This window comes from Halobacteroides halobius DSM 5150 (assembly GCF_000328625.1).
GTDB lineage: Bacteria > Bacillota > Halanaerobiia > Halobacteroidales > Halobacteroidaceae > Halobacteroides > Halobacteroides halobius.
The window spans coordinates 1,416,910-1,434,679 of sequence record NC_019978.1; the positions used below are offsets into that span (position 1 = coordinate 1,416,910).

Here is a 17,770-nt window from a genome sequence, read left to right on the forward strand (position 1 = left end):
TTCACATCCTATTTAAGCATTATACTCTTTAAATAATACGCAAGCATTATGTCCTCCAAAACCTAATGAATTAGATAAAGTAACCTTAGTCTCTATTTCTTTGGCTTCATTTGGTACATAATTGAGATCACATTCTGGATCCTCATTCTGATAGTTAATTGTTGGTGGTACAATATTGTTTTTGATAGCTAATACTGATGCAATAGCTTCAATCCCTCCAGCTCCACCAAGTAAGTGACCTGTCATTGATTTAGTTGAACTAATTGCTAAATCATAAGCATGATCTCCACAAACTTCTTTAATCGCTGCTGTCTCCAACTTATCATTTGCTGGAGTTGATGTACCATGAGCATTAATATAATCAATTTCATTGGGAGCAATACCTGCTTTATCAACTGCCATTTGCATAGCTCTAGCAGCTCCTTCTCCTTGAGGCGCTGGAGCTGTAACATGATGAGCATCAGCTGATAATCCATAGCCAGCTAATTCAGCATAAATGTTAGCCCTCCTAGCTTGAGCATGTTCTAGTGTCTCAAGAATTAACACTCCTGCACCTTCTCCCATTACAAAACCATCTCGTTCAGCATCAAAAGGGCAACTAGCTTGTTTTGGATTCTCATTATTAGTACTCATTGCTTTTAGAGAACAAAATCCTGCATATGATACAGGAGTAATTGCAGCCTCACTACCTCCAGCAATCATCACATCTGCATCTCCACGTTGAATTATTTCATATGCTTCTCCAAGAGCATGAGTTCCAGTAGCGCAAGCAGTTACTATTGATGAATTAGGTCCTTTAGCCCCTGTTTGAATAGCAACTTGCCCAGCTCCTATGTTAGCAATCATCATTGGTATTAAAAATGGACTAACTCTATTTGGCCCACGTTTAAGTAACCTTTTATGTTGCTGCTCTAATGTTTCAATCCCTCCAATTCCAGAACCAACTAGAGTTCCTACTCGTTCTGCATTTCCATCATTAATCTCTAAATTAGCATCCTTAACTGCCATATTAGAAGCAGCAACAGCATATTGAGTATAAGGATCCATCCTTTTAGCTTCTTTTCGATTAATCCCAAAATCCTGTGGATTAAAGTCATTAACTTCTCCACCAATTCTAGTTTTATACTCTGTAGCATCAAAATTAGTAATTTCACTAATTCCAGATTTACCTTCTATTAAAGACGTCCAGTATTCTTCTATCTCATTTCCTACAGGAGAAATAACCCCCATCCCAGTAACAACTATACGTTTATTCATCTTCATTTTTCCCTCCCAAATATTCTTGCGCTTCAGTAACTAAATTATTAATTATTTCTTTAACAGGTAATATTTCATCAAGTAAATATGCTCTTTCCCCAGCAAAGACTAGTCCTTCTTCCATATTACCAGCTTGTGCTTTTAGCAAAGAATCCATAATGCAAAATCTTCGGGAACACTTCTTCAAACAGAGATAATCACATGTTTCTCCAGTTGTAACCTCTTCATCTTCTAACCTTTCTATAAACTTATTCTTTAGTGCCCGTCCAGGCAAGCCAACAGGACTATCAATTAAATAACCTTTCTCTTCATCAGCATTCATATACTGATGTTTAAATTCATCAGCAACTTCACACTCCTCACTAGCTACAAATCTTGATCCCATTTGTACCCCAGCTGCACCTAATTTTAAAATTTCAGCAATATCTTTACCATTAATAATTCCTCCAGCACCGATAACTGGTATATCAACAGCTTCAACAACTTTTTTTAGTAATGGCTTTAGTGGTTTATCAGTCCCTAAATGCCCCCCCGCTTCTTTTCCTTCTACAACTATTGCTGAAGCTCCAAGTCTTTCAGAAATTCTAGCTAACTTTACTGAAGAAACTATTGGTACAATCTCTACGTTATTTTCTTTTCCTAGAGAAAATAAATCACGAGAGAAACCAGCTCCAGCAACAATTACATCAATCCCTTCAGCAATTGAAGCCTTAACTAGGTCTTTAAATTTACTAATTGCTACCATAATATTTACCCCAATAATTCCAGAAGACATCTTTCGAGCCTGTCTAATTTCCTTACGTAACTCTTCCGTTTCAAAACCAGAACCAGCTATTAAACCAATACCTCCCTCATTAGCCACTGCTGCAGCTAATGGAGCAGTAGAAACTTTAACTGCCATACCTCCTTGTACAATAGGCACTTTAGCTACTAAATCTCCAATTTTTAATTTTGGTAATTTCAATATTATTCCCCCATTGGTTAATTATTAAAAGTCTTTGACCTTCACTTTATGTTTTATAATTATAATATGTATTAACAGATTGGATATAAACAAAATTTATATTAATCCTTTATATAGTTGAATAAAAGCCCCGCCTATATAAAATAAACGGGACCTAATTAAATAATTAAGAATTATAAAAGATCATTAATGTAATCTACAGCATCCTGTACAGTTTGAATTTCCTCAGCATCTTCATCAGGAATTTCAACATCAAACTCATCCTCAAAGGCCATTACAATTTCTACAATATCTAGAGAATCAGCTCCTAGATCATCAAAAGTAGCCTCAGCAGTAACTTCATCTTCATCTAACATTAATTCTTCTGCAATAATTTCCTTTACAGTTTCTAATACATCCATTATTGTCACCTCCTTATATGGGATAATTTATAATCTATAACTAATATACTTAGTTACATTGCCATTCCGCCATCAATTCTAATAACTTCTCCAGTAATATATCTTGCTTCATCACTCGCTAAAAATAATATTGTATCAGCTATATCTTCAGGCTGACCAAATTCTTGCATAGGAATCTCATCTGTCATTTTCTTAACTACCTTATCAGATAATTCATCTGTCATAGCTGTTTCAATAAATCCAGGAGCAACAGCATTAACAGTTATTCCACGCTTAGCCAGTTCTCTAGCAGTTGATTTAGTCAATCCTATTAAACCTGCTTTAGAAGCAGAATAATTAGCTTGCCCTGCATTACCCATTAATCCTACTACAGAAGAAACATTAATTATTCTACCACTTCTTTGCTTCATCATCAACCTACTTACTGCTTTTGTAGCATTAAATGCTCCTTTTAGATTAACATCTAATACTGCATCCCAGTCTTTTTCTTTCATTCTCATCAATAATGTATCTTTAGTAATTCCAGCATTATTAACTAAAATATCTAAACTACCATACTCTTTTTTAGTCTGCTTTACCATACTCTTTACTTCTTTTAAATTAGTTACATCAGCTTTAATTGCTGTTGCCTTAGCACCTAATTTTTCAATTTCAGCTACAACCTGTTGAGCATTCTCTGCTTCCGCTTCTAGAGGATAGTTAACTACTATTTTAGCTCCTTCTCGGGCCAACTTTAAAGCTACCTGTTTACCAATCCCCCGAGAACTACCTGTTATAAGTGCAACTTTATCCTTAACTCTCATCAAATCCCTCCCTACAGTTTATATAACTAATATTTGCATTTAACTTATTATCTATAACTTCTTTAATGTCTTTTTTAAAGATCTCATACTTCCTACATTTAAAGCAGTTACACTCCGGTCAATACGTCTCATAAAGCCTTTTAATACTCTACCCGGGCCAACTTCAATAAATGTATCAAGATCCTCATTAATCATTTGTTTAATTGATTCTTCCCAACGTACTGAACCACTAATTTGCTTGATTAAAGCTTCTTTAATTTCAGCCGGTTGAGTAGTAAAATCAGCCTTAACATTTGGCACTAGTGGTAAATCAGCTTCATTAAACTCAATTTGCTCTAAATAATCCGCTAACTTTTTACCAGCAGATTCCATTAAACTAGAATGGAAGGGCCCACTGACATTTAGTGTAATAGCCTTTTTAGCTCCTGCTTCTTGAGCTAATTCTGCTGTGTTAGTAACTGCTTTCTTTTGACCAGAGATAACTACTTGACCTGGACAATTATAGTTAGCTACTTCTACTATACCTTTTTCACTTCCTTGCTGGCAAACTTCTTTTACTTCTTGAGGTTCTAAACCAATAATTGCTGCCATAGCACCCTCACCAGAAGGGTCAGCTTGACTCATTAATTGTCCCCGTTTTCTAACTAATTGTAATCCAGTAGCAAAATCAATTACTCCAGCAGCAACTAAAGCAGAGTATTCGCCTAAACTATGTCCTGCTACTACTTCTGGTTCAATGCCTTTCTCTAATAACAATCTATAAACTGCAATACTAGTTGCTAAAATAGCAGGTTGAGTATTAGCTGTTTCTTTTAACTTATCTTCTGGTCCTGTAAAGCACAACTTAGTAATATCTATATCCAAAGCCTGATTTGCTTCCTTAAAAGTTTCTTTAACAACTGGAAATTCTTCAGCTAAATCTTGGCCCATCCCTACATGTTGAGAACCTTGACCAGGAAAAATAAATGCAATCTTACTCATCTTTATCCTCCTTACTTAACAAGTTGACAGTTATCTTCTAATATTTCTTTTGTTTCTCTCATGATTTCTTCAATCATATCTGCAGCTGGTTTAATTTCATTAATCATTCCTGCAACCTGCCCAGCCATTACTGTACCTTCTTTAGTATCTCCATCAATAACTGCTTGTCTTAATCTACCAATACCTAATTCTTCTATTTCTTCTTTAGGAGCACCCTCTTCTTCCATCTTTTTAATTTTACGTGTTAGCTTATTCTTTAAATTTCTAACTGGATGTCCTGTAGATCTTGCTGTTACAATTGCATCTCTATCTTTTGCCTTTACAATAGCTTTTTTATAATTATCATGTGCAATACATTCACTAGCACAAACAAATCTAGTTCCAATTTGAACACCTTTAGCTCCTAACGCTAAAGCAGATGCAACTCCTCGTCCATCAGCAACCCCACCAGCAGCAATTACAGGAATATTAACTTCATCAGCTACCTGAGGGATTAATGGCATAGTAGATAATTGTCCTATATGTCCTCCAGCTTCGTTACCTTCAGCAATTACAGCATCTACACCATATCTAGCCATTCTTTTTGCTAAAGCAACAGAAGGTACTACAGGAATCACTTTTGCCCCCATATCTTGTAATTTATCTAAATATTTAGCCGGATTACCAGCTCCAGTAGTTACTACTGGTACCTCTTCTTCTAAAATAACTTCTATCACTTCATCTATATGAGGTGATAGTAACATCGCATTAACACCAAATGGGTTTTTAGTTTGAGACTTAACCTTTTTAATCTCTTCTCTAACTATATCAGCAGGAGCATTTCCAGCTCCAATAATCCCTAGCCCTCCAGCTTCAGAAACTGCAGCAGCTAATTCACCAGTAGCAACCCAAGCCATACCACCTTGAATAATAGGATACTTAATATCTAATAAATCACATAATTCAGTCTTAAACATTTTTTCATCCCCCTTAAGTCCATTCTAAAACTGTTGCACCCCAAGTTAAACCTGCACCAAATCCAACTAAAACTACAATATCTCCTTGCTTAATTTTATTCTTCTTTGCTGCTTCGTCTAAAGCAAGAGGAATAGATGCAGCAGAAGTATTTCCATACTTATCTAAATTAACATAAATTTGTTCTTTATCCAATCTTAGTCTTTTAGCAGCAGAATCTATAATTCTAATATTAGCCTGATGAGGAATTAAATAATCAATATCATCCCTATTTAAGCCAATCTGTTGTAAAGCATTTTGAGCAGCTTTACCTAAAATCCTAACGGCAAACTTAAAGACGGCGCTACCTTCCATTTCTAAATAATGATTACCTTCATCAAGTAACTGTTGGGATAATGGATTACATGACCCGCCACCTGGTATTTTTAATACATCACTTTTTGATCCATCTGCACCTAAATGATTAGTTAGAATGCCACCAGATTGAGCAGGTGTTAAAACTGCAGCTCCTGCACCATCACCAAATAAAACACAAGTACCTCTATCCTCCCAATCAATCACCTTTGATAAAGCTTCAGAGCCAATTACTAATATATTATCATAAGCTCCTGTTTCAATATACTGGCTTGCTACTGACAAAGCATAAATAAAGCCTGTACAAGCTGCAGCTACATCAAAAGCAGGAATTCCTGGCAAACCTAATTTATCCTGAATTAAACAAGCGGTTGAAGGAAACCCTACATAATCAGGAGTGGAGGTAGCTACCAAAATCAAATCTAATTTGTCTTTATCTATATCCGCATTCTCAATAGCCTTTTGGGCTGCTTGATAACCAAGATCAGATGCAGTTACATCCTCTTTAACAACCCTTCGTTCTTTAATTCCAGTCCTTTGTGTAATCCATTCATCACTAGTATCAACTAGTTCCTCTAAATCACTATTAGTTAGTACTTGGTCAGGAACATAAGAACCTAATCCGGCAACTTTGGCCCTTCTTGAAGATTGATTCATACTATTTATCAGTCCCTTCATTAATGTTCTGCTTAATTAAATCAATCAATTCCACATTTATTGATTCTTCCGCTATTTTGATAGCATTGGCAATTGCTTTAGCATTTGAACTTCCGTGACCAATAATGGTTACACCATTAACTCCTAATAAAGGAGCTCCACCATATTCTGTATAATCCATTTTCTTCTTAATGCGATTAAAAGCTGGCTTTAATAATAAGCCACCTAATTTACTTAACCAACTTGCTTGAATCTCTTTTTTTATAATCTTAAATATAGCCGAAGATAATCCTTCAGAGGTTTTAAGAACTACATTTCCAACAAAACCATCCGATAATATAACATCATACTCGCCGGTAAATATGTCTCTTCCTTCTACATTGCCGACAAAATTTATATTATCTAACTCTTTTAATTTCGGATAAGTTTCTTTAGTTAATTGATTTCCTTTTTTAGCTTCTTCCCCAATACTTAATAACCCCACTGTAGGATTAGATTTATGTAGTATTTCTTTAGCATAGATTTGGCCCATTTGGGCTTGTTGGACTAAATGTTCTGGCTTACTATCAGCATTAGCTCCAACGTCTAAAACTAATGTTTCACCTTTCAAACCTGGAAAAACTGTTGCAATCGCTGGTCGCTTGACTCCTTGAATTCGACCAACCTTTAAAGTGCCAGCTGCCATAACTGCTCCCGTATTTCCAGCAGAAACAAAAGCATCAGCTCTTCCTTCCTTAACTAATTTAGCTCCTACTACAACTGATGAGTCTTTCTTCTTTCTTAAAGCCCGAGCAGGAGATTCATCCATACTAATGGTTTGAGATGTATGATAGATCTCTATTTTATCTTCTGGATAGTTATATTTATTAAGTTCAGTTTTTATCTTTTCTTTTAAGCCTAGTAAAATAATTTGGCCCTTAATATCTGAACTAGCTTGTACTGCTCCTTTAACTACTTCTAAAGGAGCATCATCTCCTCCCATAGCATCAATAGCTATCTTCAAACTATTTCTCCTCCTTACCACTAACTTCATCCTCTACAGCAAAAATAACAAATTCCCCTGCAAAGATTACTTCATCTTTAATTTTAGTTTCTACTTTAATATGAAATTTATTCTCTTTTTTATCCGTTACTTTAGCTTGAGCTACCAATCTTTCTCCAACAGATACTGGTCTATCATATCTTACTTCTGCTGCACCAGTTAATGCTACATCTGTATCTATAATTGCTGCAGCTAAAGAATTTGCTTGAGCAAAAATATGATGTCCACGCACTATGTTAGATTTTTCCAATCCCATTTCATTGACTGTTTCTAAGATAGAAAGTCCACTCTTATTTAATTCTATATGTATTAATTCACCAATTATTTCTCCACTTTGAACTGATTTAACTTTAGAATAAGCATTTTGAGCTACTGATTTAGTCCTCTTCCTTACTTCTGGAATACCCAATTCTTTTCTATCCAATCTAATCGTTTGAATACTAACTTTAAACAATTCAGCTAATTCCTTATCAACTAAAAAAGGATTATCAGCCAATTTCTCTTTCAATCGTCTTTGTCTCTCTAACTTATTTAATTTTGCCATTTGGTATTACCACCTACTAATAGCTTCTATTAACACCTGGTACTAAATCAGTCCATTTAATATTATATATAATTTTTTCTTTAAACGCAAGTATAAAGTTATTTTTTTCAAAAACTAAAATAGACAAGGTGGTTAATACCTACCTTGTCTATGATAATTATTACTTAACTTTTCTGCCCTTGTAATATCCACATTCAGGACACACCCGATGTGATAATTTCGGTTCATGACATTGTGAACACTCCACTAAGTTAGGAGCATTTAACTTCTTATGAGTTCTTCTTTTTCTTTTACGCGTTTTTGAAGTTTTCTGCTTTGGTACTGCCATTATCAACACCTCCTTTATTAATAATACTAATTCTAAACTATATATTTCTAATCATCTAGTAATTTATCTAGCTTAGCAAGCCGAGGGTCGACTTCATGCATATAACATTCACATTCATCATCATTTAAATTAATACCACAGCTAGGACATAAGCCAGCGCAATCTTCATCACAAACAACTTGCATTGGTAAAGATAACCTAATATATTCCTCTAATGAATTGGATAAATCTAATTCATTATGCTCAACATCAACTTTTTTAATTTCTTCATTAAAATTAAAATTTAATTCTTCTTTAACTTCTTCTAAACAGCGACTACAAGGTAGTTTAACTAACACTTTACCTGGGCCACTAACTACATATTTATCTTCTGCATTAATTACCATTAAATCTAATTCACATGATCCAATAAATTCAATCTCCTGACCTCTAATCTTTCTAGACTCCAAATTAATAGATTTTTTTACATCAATTTTAGCGCCTAAAGTATCTTTAATGGATTTAATATTTATTTTCATCTAATCACCCCAGGAATCATATAATATAAAAAGAATATTAAACTCAAGATTCCAAAGCAACATCTCTTATTATAATATACACTTTACATTCTTGTCAAGAAAAGGACTCAGATTTTTACTTAATTAACTCTTTAGTATCCCGTGCAATAACTAATTCTTCATTAGTTGGAATCACATAAACATTAACCTTAGAATCAGTAGTACTAATCTCTTGAGTTTTACCTCGTACATTATTTTTATCAGCGTCAATCTTAACCCCTAAATAATCTAATTCAGAGCAAGATGCTTCTCTTACTTCACTTCCATTTTCTCCAATTCCTGCTGTAAATACTATAGCATCTACTCCATTCATCTCTGCTGTATAAGAACCAATATACTTTTTAACTCGATTAGTAAACATATCTAAAGCTAATTGGGCTCTTTTATTGCCATCAGACGCAGCATCTTCTACATCTCTCATATCACTACTAACACCAGAAACTCCTAACAATCCACTCTTGTTATTCATTAACTGATCCATTTCTTGAGGAGATAAATCTTCCTTTTCCATAATAAATGGTACTGCTGCTGGATCAATATCTCCACAACGAGTCCCCATTACTAAACCTTCTAAAGGTGTTAAACCCATACTTGTATCATAAGCCTTACCATTTTTAACTGCTGTTACACTAGCCCCATTCCCTAAATGGCAAGTGATAATCTTTAGATCTTCAACAGGTTGGCCCATCTCCTCAGCCACGCGTTGTGCCACAAATTTATGGGATGTTCCATGAAAACCATAACGACGTACTCTATGTTTTTCATAAAATTCATACGGTAAAGCATACATATAAGATTCTTTAGGAATAGACTGATGGAAAGCAGTATCAAAAGTAACCACTTGAGGCGCATTAGGAATTAATTCCTCACAAACCTCAATCCCCATTAAATTAGCTGGATTATGTAGAGGGGCTAATTTTGCACATTCCTCAATTTTTTCTTTTACATCATCATCTACAACAACTGATCCATCAAAGTATTCTCCACCATGAACCACCCTATGACCCACAGCATCAATTTCTTCTACATCTGAAATAACTCCAGTCTCAGTGTCAGTTAAAGTATCAATTACTAATTTCATACCTACTGAATGATCAGCAATTTCTTGTTCTATTTCAATTTCTTCTCCATTAACCTCTTGTTCTAATCTAGATCCTTCAATACCAATTCTTTCTACTAATCCTTTAGCTAGTACTGATTCATCATCCATATTAAATAATTGGTATTTAATCGAAGAACTACCACTATTAATTACTAAAATCCCCATTTGAATTCCTCCTTAGTATCGATTATTAAAAATATTAATTTATAAATTAACAATTCTGGGCTTGTACAACAGTAATAGCAACTACATTAACAATATCTTGTACATTACAACCCCGTGATAGATCATTAACTGGTTTAGCTACTCCTTGTAAAATAGGGCCAATCGCTTCTGCACCTGCTAATCGCTGTACCAATTTATATCCAATATTACCTGCTTGTAGATCAGGGAATACCAATACATTAGCATTACCAGCAATCTCACTCTCAGGATATTTCTTATCCGCTACTTTAGGTACCAAAGCTGCATCAGACTGCATCTCACCATCTATCTTTAGATCAGGATTTATCTCTTGGGCTTTATCTGTAGCTTCTTGTACTTTATTAACTAAATCATGCTGAGCACTACCATTTGTAGAAAATGATAACATACCCACTTTAGGATCAATATTAGCTAAATCTTGAGCAGTTTTTGCTGTAGATACAGCAATCTCAGCTAATTGATTAGTATCAGGATTTGGATTTACAGCACAATCCCCAAATAATAATAATCCATCATCACCAAAATCTTTATCTTGAACAATCATTACAAATGCACCCGAGATAACAGAAATTCCTTCGGCTGTACCAATAATCTTAATAGCAGACCTTAAGACATTACCAGTTGGATTAGCAGCACCTGCTACTTGTCCATCCGCATCTTCTTGCTTAACCATCATTGCTCCAAAATATAATGGTTCCTTAATCTTTTCTTGTGCCTCTTCTTTAGTAATTCCTTTATGTTTTCTTAACTTATAATAAACTTGAGCATACTCTTCTAACTTATCTGACTTAACTGGATTAATAATCTCTGCTCCAGATAAATCAACTCCATGTTCTAGAGCAATATCTTGAACTTCTTGCTTATCACCTAATAAGACAACCTCAGCAATCCCTTTTTCTATAATTAAAGGAACAGCCTTAATCATTCTTGGTTCAGTGCCTTCTGGAAGAACTATTTTTTCTTTACCATCACGAGCTTGAGCGTGCATTCTTTTAATAAAACTCATTATCCTACCTCCCTTTATGACTTTCCATTTATTTAAATACTAGATGCCCTCTTTATTCTCCTTGTTTAATCTATTAATTCTAAAATTAATAATTATCTGACAGATTAAATTGATATTTATTAATCTTCGAGCTATAATAAACAAAAAAGGGGGCAAAAATGAAAGTACTCGGCATTATTACTGAATATAATCCTTTTCATCTAGGACATAAAATTCATTTGCAAAACTCACTAAATAAAAGTAAAGCTGATGCTACTATTTGTATCATGAGTGGCTGTTTTTTACAACGAGGAAGACCAGCCATTATAGACCAATGGAGCAGAGCTAAAATGGCACTTCAGGTAGGAGTAGACTTAATCCTCCAACTTCCTGTTGTCTATTCTACTCGTAGTGCTGAATATTTCGCTTGGGCAGCTGTAAGATCATTAGAAGCTACCAAGACCGTTGATTATCTTTCTTTTGGTAGTGAGTCAGGTAACATTAATTCTTTAAAAGAACTCGGAGAATTACTAGCTAAAGAACCACAACAACTAAGTTCATTACTGCAAGAAAAATTAAAAGAAGGTCACTCCTATCCTCAAGCGCGAACTAAAGCACTTACTAGTTATTTAAAGCTAAAATCAAGTGATTTTAAAGTATCACCAACAAAAGCAGAAGAAATTATAAATAATCCTAATAATATTTTAGGTCTAGAATATATTAAAGCTCTAATTAATTTAAATAGCTCTATTACGCCACTAACTATTAAAAGAGAAGGGGCAGACTATTACTCTAATAAACTTAATAATATTGCTAGTGGCTCTGCTATTAGAAATCGAATTAAAAAAAATCAACAACAAAACAAACCATTAATTGATCAACAGATCAGGCAATCCTTGCCTAATTCAACAGTTGAAGTTTTAAAAAATAAGTTCAAGGATAATTTAGGGCCAATCTTTACTAATGATTTTAGTCAACAATTATTAACCCTACTTAGAAGAGTAGATAAAAACAAATTAAGAAACTATGAAAATATAACTGGAGGATTAGAAAATAGATTTAAAGAAGCAGCTCTTAAAGCCACTTCATTACAAGAATTAATTAATTTAATTAAGACTAAACGCTTTACACAAACTAGAATTCAACGTATTTTAATTCATCTGCTATTAGGGTTAACTAAAGATCAATTAACTAAATTCGATACTGCTTACGGCCCACAATATTTAAGAGTCCTAGGTTTTAATCAGCAAGGTAGGCAGTTACTTAAATTAATTAAGAAGAAATCTAACTTGCCTTTAATCACCAAAGTAGCTAACCACTTTAAATCAAAACAAACCCCACGTAATCTCCTACAGGAGATGTTAGAATATGATCTATTAGCAAATGATTTATATACTCTTGCCTACTCTAACAACAAAGCAAAAAAAGGTGGGGTTGACTTTAGGCAAACACCTATTTTAAACTTTTAAGATAATTAATAATATCAGTAAAGTTTTTGACAGAGACTATCTTAATCTCTGGAGTTTCCATCTCTTTGGCTGCTTTAGCATTTGCTTGAGGGGTAAAAAATATCTTGGCCCCTCGCTCTTTAGCTGCTGCTATCTTTTGTTTAACACCATCTATCCTACCGACTTTACCTTCTAAACTAATTGTTCCTGTTCCAGCAATTTTTAAACCATAGGTATAATCTTTTTTAGTTAATTGATTAAAAATCTGCAGGGCAAACATACTTCCAGCTGATGGGCCACCAATCCTTCCAGCATTAATATTAATCTTAATTGGAAAATCATATTCCCGCTTGTAAGAAGTTATTAAGACTCCAATAGATGGATTATCAGCATTATTTTGTATTTTCTTAGTTTTAATTGAATAAGTCTTCTTAACTCCATCCCTTTTTACAGTAACCCTTACTTGTGCTCCAACCTTTCTATCCTGAATCTCACTTACAACTTCTGTTAATAAACCTACTGGCTCTCCATCAACCTTAATAATTATATCACCAGGTTTTAGCTTCCCTTTAGCATTGCCTTCTTTTAATACATGGGTTATTTTGGCCCCTTGCCCACTAACCTGGGGATTATAACCTGCTGCTTCTAAAGCTACGGCCTTAGCTTTCATCTGACTCTCTTTCATCATTTCACGCATAAATTTAAAGTATTCCTCCATATTCATATTAGGAGGCAATAAATTTTTAGACTGCAATTCAATTAAATCTGGATTAAACAGCTTGACATACATATACTCTAATAAACTAGCACTTTTCATAGAAACAGCAGTTAACATAACTTTACCTGTTTGAAGGTAAGTATCAGCCTTAATATTAACCATCGGTGATAAAGGTTTGGCTATACCAGGTGAAATAAGGTAATAATCACTTGGGTATACAGCTAAAATGCCCACTACCACTACTACAATTAAAGCTTTAATCCAAAAACTTCTTTTCTTAATTAAATCTATCCCCATTTCTATCTCACTTCCTTTCCCAACAATCAACTTAAAGAATCTACTTAGCAGTCTCTTTATTATATTCATTAATCAATCTTTTTATTTCTGGTATCTTTTCCTTAGCTGCCTGATAACCTAATTGGATACATTCCTGGGCTTGACTTAAATCAGTAGAAGCAATATGACCTACTTCTGGAACAATTAGTATATCCGCCTCCACATTTTTATGTTGAGCAATCTCCTGTTGCATAATATCAATTGAACTCATAATTACATCAAAGATAGTATTGACATTATAACTTCGGACTAGATTATAACTAACCTCTACCCCAATTGCAATATCAGCACCTTCCTCCTTTACAGCACTAACAGGTACTCTATTTAATACTGCCCCATCAACCAACTTTTTCCCTTCTAATTCATAGGGAATGTAAATACCAGGAATAGACATACTGGCTCTTAGAGCATCAGCTACTAACCCTTCTTTAATTACTACCTCTTCTCCTTTTTCAATATCAGCTGCTACTGCTGAGAAGGGTAAATTTAAATCAGCAAAAGTCTTTCCTTTAGTTAATAACTGAAAAAATTCTTTAACTTTATTTCCTGCAACTAATCCTTGCTTAGAAACTGTAATATCAGTAAAATGATCCCACTCTAAATGAATTGCTAATCGTTCTAACATATGTAAATCAGATCCAGCAGCATAGAATCCTCCTACCACACTACCAATACTAGCTCCTGCTAAATAATCTATAGCTATGCCTTCCTCTTGCAGAGCCTTTAAGACACCTATATGAGCAATACCTCTAGCTGATCCAGCTCCTAAAGCTAATCCAATTTTAGCACTCACCATATCACCTCTAGCTCAAATATCAAATAACTTACTTTATATGTTATTCAATAATGGTATAAATTATCCTTATAAAATAAAAAGATCATAAAATAAAAAGATCCCAGGGCATCCTGAGATCTTAACTACAAATTAAGCTTCAATAGCCTCTACTGGACAAGCACCAGCACAAGCACCACAATCAATACAAGCATCAGCATCAATTTCATATTTGTCAGTTCCTTCAGAAATAGCATCTACTGGACAAGTAGGTTCACAAGCCCCACAAGAAATACAACCATCAGTAATTGTATAAGCCATTTCTTACACCTCCACATCTTATTTTATGTAGTAATTATCTTCCTTTAATATCATAACATAAGTTATCTAGTTTATCAATAAATATTCCTTGTTAGGTTAGAAAATAGAGACCTAATCCCCGATAAGGAATTAGGTCTTGCAACTAATCAACTAAATTATCTAATAAGATCATATTTGCAGTACCTAAATTAGTAGCTAAAGGTACATTATGCACATCGCAAACACGAAGTAAAGCACTTACATCTGGTTCATGGGGCTGAGCAGTCAATGGATCTCTTAGAAAAATAACTGCTGCTATATTGTCACTAGCAATTTCAGCTCCAATTTGTTGGTCGCCCCCTAAAGGACCAGAAGCCATTCTAGTTACTTCCAAATTAGTATTTTCATTTAATCTCTGACCAGTAGTCCCTGTAGCAATTAAATTAAAACCACTCAAAACTCTTTCATTCTCTTGAGCAAATCTAACTAAATCATCTTTTTTCTCATCATGAGCAATTAAAGCTATTTTCTTCATTTTGCCCCTCCCTTTCTAATTGTATTATTTCTATAAATTTTATTTTTTACCTGCTTAATTGTTAAACTTTGTATCAATTCTAAAAAAGCCCCAGGTAGAGATTAATCTCTACCTGGGGCTTTTTAGCTTCTTATAATTTGACTTCTACTTTAGTAGTTTTAGCTGGAATAGTAACCTCTAATCTCTGAGCTTCATAATTCCAATCATCAACTTCTGCACCATCTACTATAACCGTTCTAGGTTTACTTGCTACATTATTAAAGGATAAGCAATAACTTTTATACTCCTGATAACCAGTCTGCTGATCATCAATTGTAAATTCTAAATTAGCAGCTTGATATTGATAAGTAAACTCTGTTAAACTATATTCACCATCTTGATAATTAAAGCTTAAACCATCATCATTATATAGTTTATAACTATCTGTTGTTACTTTTGAGTCTAAATAAATATTAATATTCAATTCTTCTATATCCTTCTCTCCTACATAATTTACTACTGGAGCTAAAGGAAGGATACTACCTGCTTTAACATAAAGAGGTAGGGTATCTAGTGGAGCATCTACAATTACATGCTGGTTGCCTTCATATTCTTCTCCCGTCCAGAAATCATACCAAGTTCCTTCTGGGAAGTAAACCATTCTTCTATCTCGATCTGGTTGATAAATAGGAGCTACTAAAATACTATCTCCTACCATAAATTGATCAGATAAGTTATGTGTTTCTTCATCAGATTGATACTCCATTACTAATGGTCTCATTACTGGTAAACCTGTCTGAGTAGCTTGATAAAATAAATTATAAATATGAGTTAAAAATTTATAACGTAATTCAATATATTCTGTAATAATACTTTCATATTCTTCAGCAAAAGCCCATGGTTCTTGATAAATAGCTCTAATTTCACAATGATTTCTAAAAAATGGCACAAAAGATCCTAACTGGGTCCAACGAGCTAAAAGTTCTCCACTAGTATCTCCAGTAAATCCTCCTACATCTGTTCCAGAGAAGGTAACACCAGATAAACCTAAATTCATTAACATTGGCATCGCTAACTTAATATGATCCCAAAAACTTCGATTATCTCCTGTCCAAACTGCTGAGTAACGTTGAATTCCTGCAAAACCAGCTCTAGTTAGCACAAAAGGTCGTTCATTAGATAAATGTTTCTTTAGTCCTTCATAAGTAGCCTGGTCTTCTAAAAATCCGTATAAATTATGGAATCTATCATGAGTTCCTAAATCACCATCATTTTGATGAATGACATCAGTATCCATAGTATCTGTTTCATTAAAGACTGCTGGCTCATTCATATCATTCCAAATTCCTCTAACTCCTACATCAGTTAACCTCTGGTGTAAATCTCCCCACCAATCTCTAACTGCTTGTTGAGTAAAATCAGGAAAGACACATCTTCCTGGCCATACTTTATCTATAAAATATTCTCCATCAAGATATTTACAAAAATAATCATTTTCTATTCCTTCTTGATAAATATCATATTTAGGATCTCTTTTAACACCTGGATCAATAATAGTTATTGGTTTGAAGCCATCAGCACCTAAATCAGTTAATAACTGCTCTGGATTAGGAAATCTATTCTCATCCCAAGTAAAAATACGGTATTCATCCATATAATGAATATCAAAATGAATAGCATCACAAGGAATCTCTTTTTCCCGGAAGTTCTGGGCTATTTCTCTTACTTCTTCTTCTGGATGATAACTATAACGAGATTGGTGATAACCTAATGACCACTTTGGAGGTAAAGGCATCTTTCCTGTAAGAGTCGTATAACTATCAACAACTTCTTTAAGACTTGGCCCATTAATAAAGTAATAATCTAGATTTCCTCCTTCAGCCCAAAATGAATAATAATCTTTTTCACCTACACCTAAATCAAAGTGGCTTTTATAGGTATTATCAAAGTAAATACCATAAGCTTTATTTTGATTAAGACCAATTAAGAATGGAATTGATTGGTATAATGGATCAGTATCATCTACATGCGGACTAAATGTGTCATGATTCCACATTACATATTTTCCATCTCTTTTATCTAGCCAACCTGTCTTTTCACCTAGACCATAAAATCTTTCTTCTTCCCTTAATTCCTTCCATGCTCTTACTTCATCCTTACTCCAACCTAAAGCTTTTTTGGAGTAGTCTCTATGAATTAAATTACCATCTAAATCATAAAAACTAATCCCTAATTTTTGTTTATTAATCTTTATTTTCAAATCTTGTGTTGTAACTTGTAAATAATCTCCTTTATCTTCAACTTCAAAATCTTGATACTTTAAATTATGTTCTACCAATGCTGGTGATGTAGATAAATCTGCTTTATCACGTTGGCCCATTACTACCCTAACTATTTCTGAGGTAATAAACTCTAAAACTAATTCTCCTTCAGATAATTGTAAATATAAATAATTATCATCTTGATTATATTCATTAATTTCACTTAAAACAAAGTATCTCTTTCTTTTATTTCCTTGGCCCTGGTCTATTATTTCTTCACTATTCATA

Annotated in this window: 19 protein-coding genes; 1 reads left to right on the forward strand and 18 read right to left on the reverse strand. The window is 33.9% G+C overall.

The window, feature by feature from the left end; genetic code table 11:
• Positions 1–12: 12 nt before the first annotated feature.
• From fabF to pta, 13 genes are all read right to left on the reverse strand, one after another.
• Entirely contained in the window at positions 13–1,257 is a 1,245-nt protein-coding gene (gene fabF / locus HALHA_RS06945) for a beta-ketoacyl-ACP synthase II (protein ID WP_041608124.1), read from the reverse strand.
• Positions 1,250–2,221, reverse strand: coding sequence for an NAD(P)H-dependent flavin oxidoreductase (locus tag HALHA_RS06950; protein ID WP_015327083.1), 972 nt, complete (start codon positions 2,219–2,221; stop codon positions 1,250–1,252). Before HALHA_RS06950 ends, fabF begins: the two co-directional genes overlap by 8 nt.
• 173 nt (positions 2,222–2,394) lie before the next feature.
• Entirely contained in the window at positions 2,395–2,622 is a 228-nt protein-coding gene (locus HALHA_RS06955) for an acyl carrier protein (protein WP_015327084.1), read from the reverse strand.
• Positions 2,623–2,675: 53 nt separating this feature from the next.
• Positions 2,676–3,425: a 3-oxoacyl-[acyl-carrier-protein] reductase gene (gene fabG / locus HALHA_RS06960; RefSeq protein WP_015327085.1), complete on the reverse strand. Its 750-nt coding sequence runs from the start codon at positions 3,423–3,425 to the stop codon at positions 2,676–2,678.
• A gap of 51 nt (positions 3,426–3,476) precedes the next feature.
• A complete protein-coding gene (fabD, locus tag HALHA_RS06965) occupies positions 3,477–4,406 on the reverse strand; it encodes an ACP S-malonyltransferase (RefSeq protein ID WP_015327086.1) in 930 nt (309 codons plus the stop codon).
• Between the two features lie 11 nt (positions 4,407–4,417).
• Complete coding sequence (fabK, locus tag HALHA_RS06970; protein ID WP_015327087.1) at positions 4,418–5,362, reverse strand: enoyl-[acyl-carrier-protein] reductase FabK; 945 nt, start codon at positions 5,360–5,362, stop codon at positions 4,418–4,420.
• A gap of 13 nt (positions 5,363–5,375) precedes the next feature.
• Entirely contained in the window at positions 5,376–6,371 is a 996-nt protein-coding gene (locus HALHA_RS06975; protein ID WP_015327088.1) for a beta-ketoacyl-ACP synthase III, read from the reverse strand.
• Between the two features lies 1 nt (position 6,372).
• Entirely contained in the window at positions 6,373–7,374 is a 1,002-nt protein-coding gene (plsX, locus tag HALHA_RS06980; protein WP_015327089.1) for a phosphate acyltransferase PlsX, read from the reverse strand.
• A 1-nt stretch (position 7,375) separates the two neighbouring features.
• The gene (gene fapR, locus HALHA_RS06985; protein WP_015327090.1) at positions 7,376–7,957 is read right to left on the reverse strand and encodes a transcription factor FapR; all 582 of its coding nucleotides are present in this window, start codon (positions 7,955–7,957) and stop codon (positions 7,376–7,378) included.
• 160 nt (positions 7,958–8,117) lie between these two features.
• Positions 8,118–8,285 carry a 50S ribosomal protein L32 gene (gene rpmF / locus HALHA_RS06990; RefSeq protein ID WP_015327091.1) on the reverse strand — a complete coding sequence of 56 codons (168 nt, stop codon included), beginning with the start codon at positions 8,283–8,285 and terminating at the stop codon, positions 8,118–8,120.
• A 47-nt stretch (positions 8,286–8,332) separates the two neighbouring features.
• Positions 8,333–8,803, reverse strand: coding sequence for a YceD family protein (locus tag HALHA_RS06995; RefSeq protein WP_015327092.1), 471 nt, complete (start codon positions 8,801–8,803; stop codon positions 8,333–8,335).
• A gap of 115 nt (positions 8,804–8,918) precedes the next feature.
• Entirely contained in the window at positions 8,919–10,109 is a 1,191-nt protein-coding gene (locus tag HALHA_RS07000) for an acetate/propionate family kinase (protein WP_015327093.1), read from the reverse strand.
• A 46-nt stretch (positions 10,110–10,155) separates the two neighbouring features.
• Complete coding sequence (gene pta / locus HALHA_RS07005) at positions 10,156–11,154, reverse strand: phosphate acetyltransferase (RefSeq protein ID WP_015327094.1); 999 nt, start codon at positions 11,152–11,154, stop codon at positions 10,156–10,158.
• A 158-nt stretch (positions 11,155–11,312) separates the two neighbouring features.
• Between pta and HALHA_RS07010 the strand changes: the two genes are divergently transcribed.
• On the forward strand, positions 11,313–12,602 hold the full coding sequence (locus HALHA_RS07010; protein WP_015327095.1) for a nucleotidyltransferase: 1,290 nt from the start codon (positions 11,313–11,315) through the stop codon (positions 12,600–12,602).
• Here HALHA_RS07010 and HALHA_RS07015 read toward each other — a convergent pair.
• The 5 genes from HALHA_RS07015 to HALHA_RS07035 form a co-directional block, all read right to left on the reverse strand.
• Positions 12,586–13,626: a YlbL family protein gene (locus HALHA_RS07015; protein WP_245547349.1), complete on the reverse strand. Its 1,041-nt coding sequence runs from the start codon at positions 13,624–13,626 to the stop codon at positions 12,586–12,588. The two genes, HALHA_RS07010 and HALHA_RS07015, sit on opposite strands and share 17 nt — an antisense overlap.
• 10 nt (positions 13,627–13,636) lie before the next feature.
• Positions 13,637–14,428, reverse strand: coding sequence for a patatin-like phospholipase family protein (locus tag HALHA_RS07020; RefSeq protein WP_015327097.1), 792 nt, complete (start codon positions 14,426–14,428; stop codon positions 13,637–13,639).
• Between the two features lie 132 nt (positions 14,429–14,560).
• Complete coding sequence (locus HALHA_RS07025) at positions 14,561–14,728, reverse strand: DUF362 domain-containing protein (protein WP_015327098.1); 168 nt, start codon at positions 14,726–14,728, stop codon at positions 14,561–14,563.
• Positions 14,729–14,870: 142 nt separating this feature from the next.
• Positions 14,871–15,242 (reverse strand): methylglyoxal synthase, encoded by a 372-nt coding sequence (gene mgsA / locus HALHA_RS07030; protein WP_015327099.1) that lies wholly within the window; start codon positions 15,240–15,242, stop codon positions 14,871–14,873.
• Between the two features lie 130 nt (positions 15,243–15,372).
• Positions 15,373–17,769: a glycoside hydrolase family 31 protein gene (locus HALHA_RS07035; protein WP_015327100.1), complete on the reverse strand. Its 2,397-nt coding sequence runs from the start codon at positions 17,767–17,769 to the stop codon at positions 15,373–15,375.
• Position 17,770 lies beyond the last annotated feature (1 nt).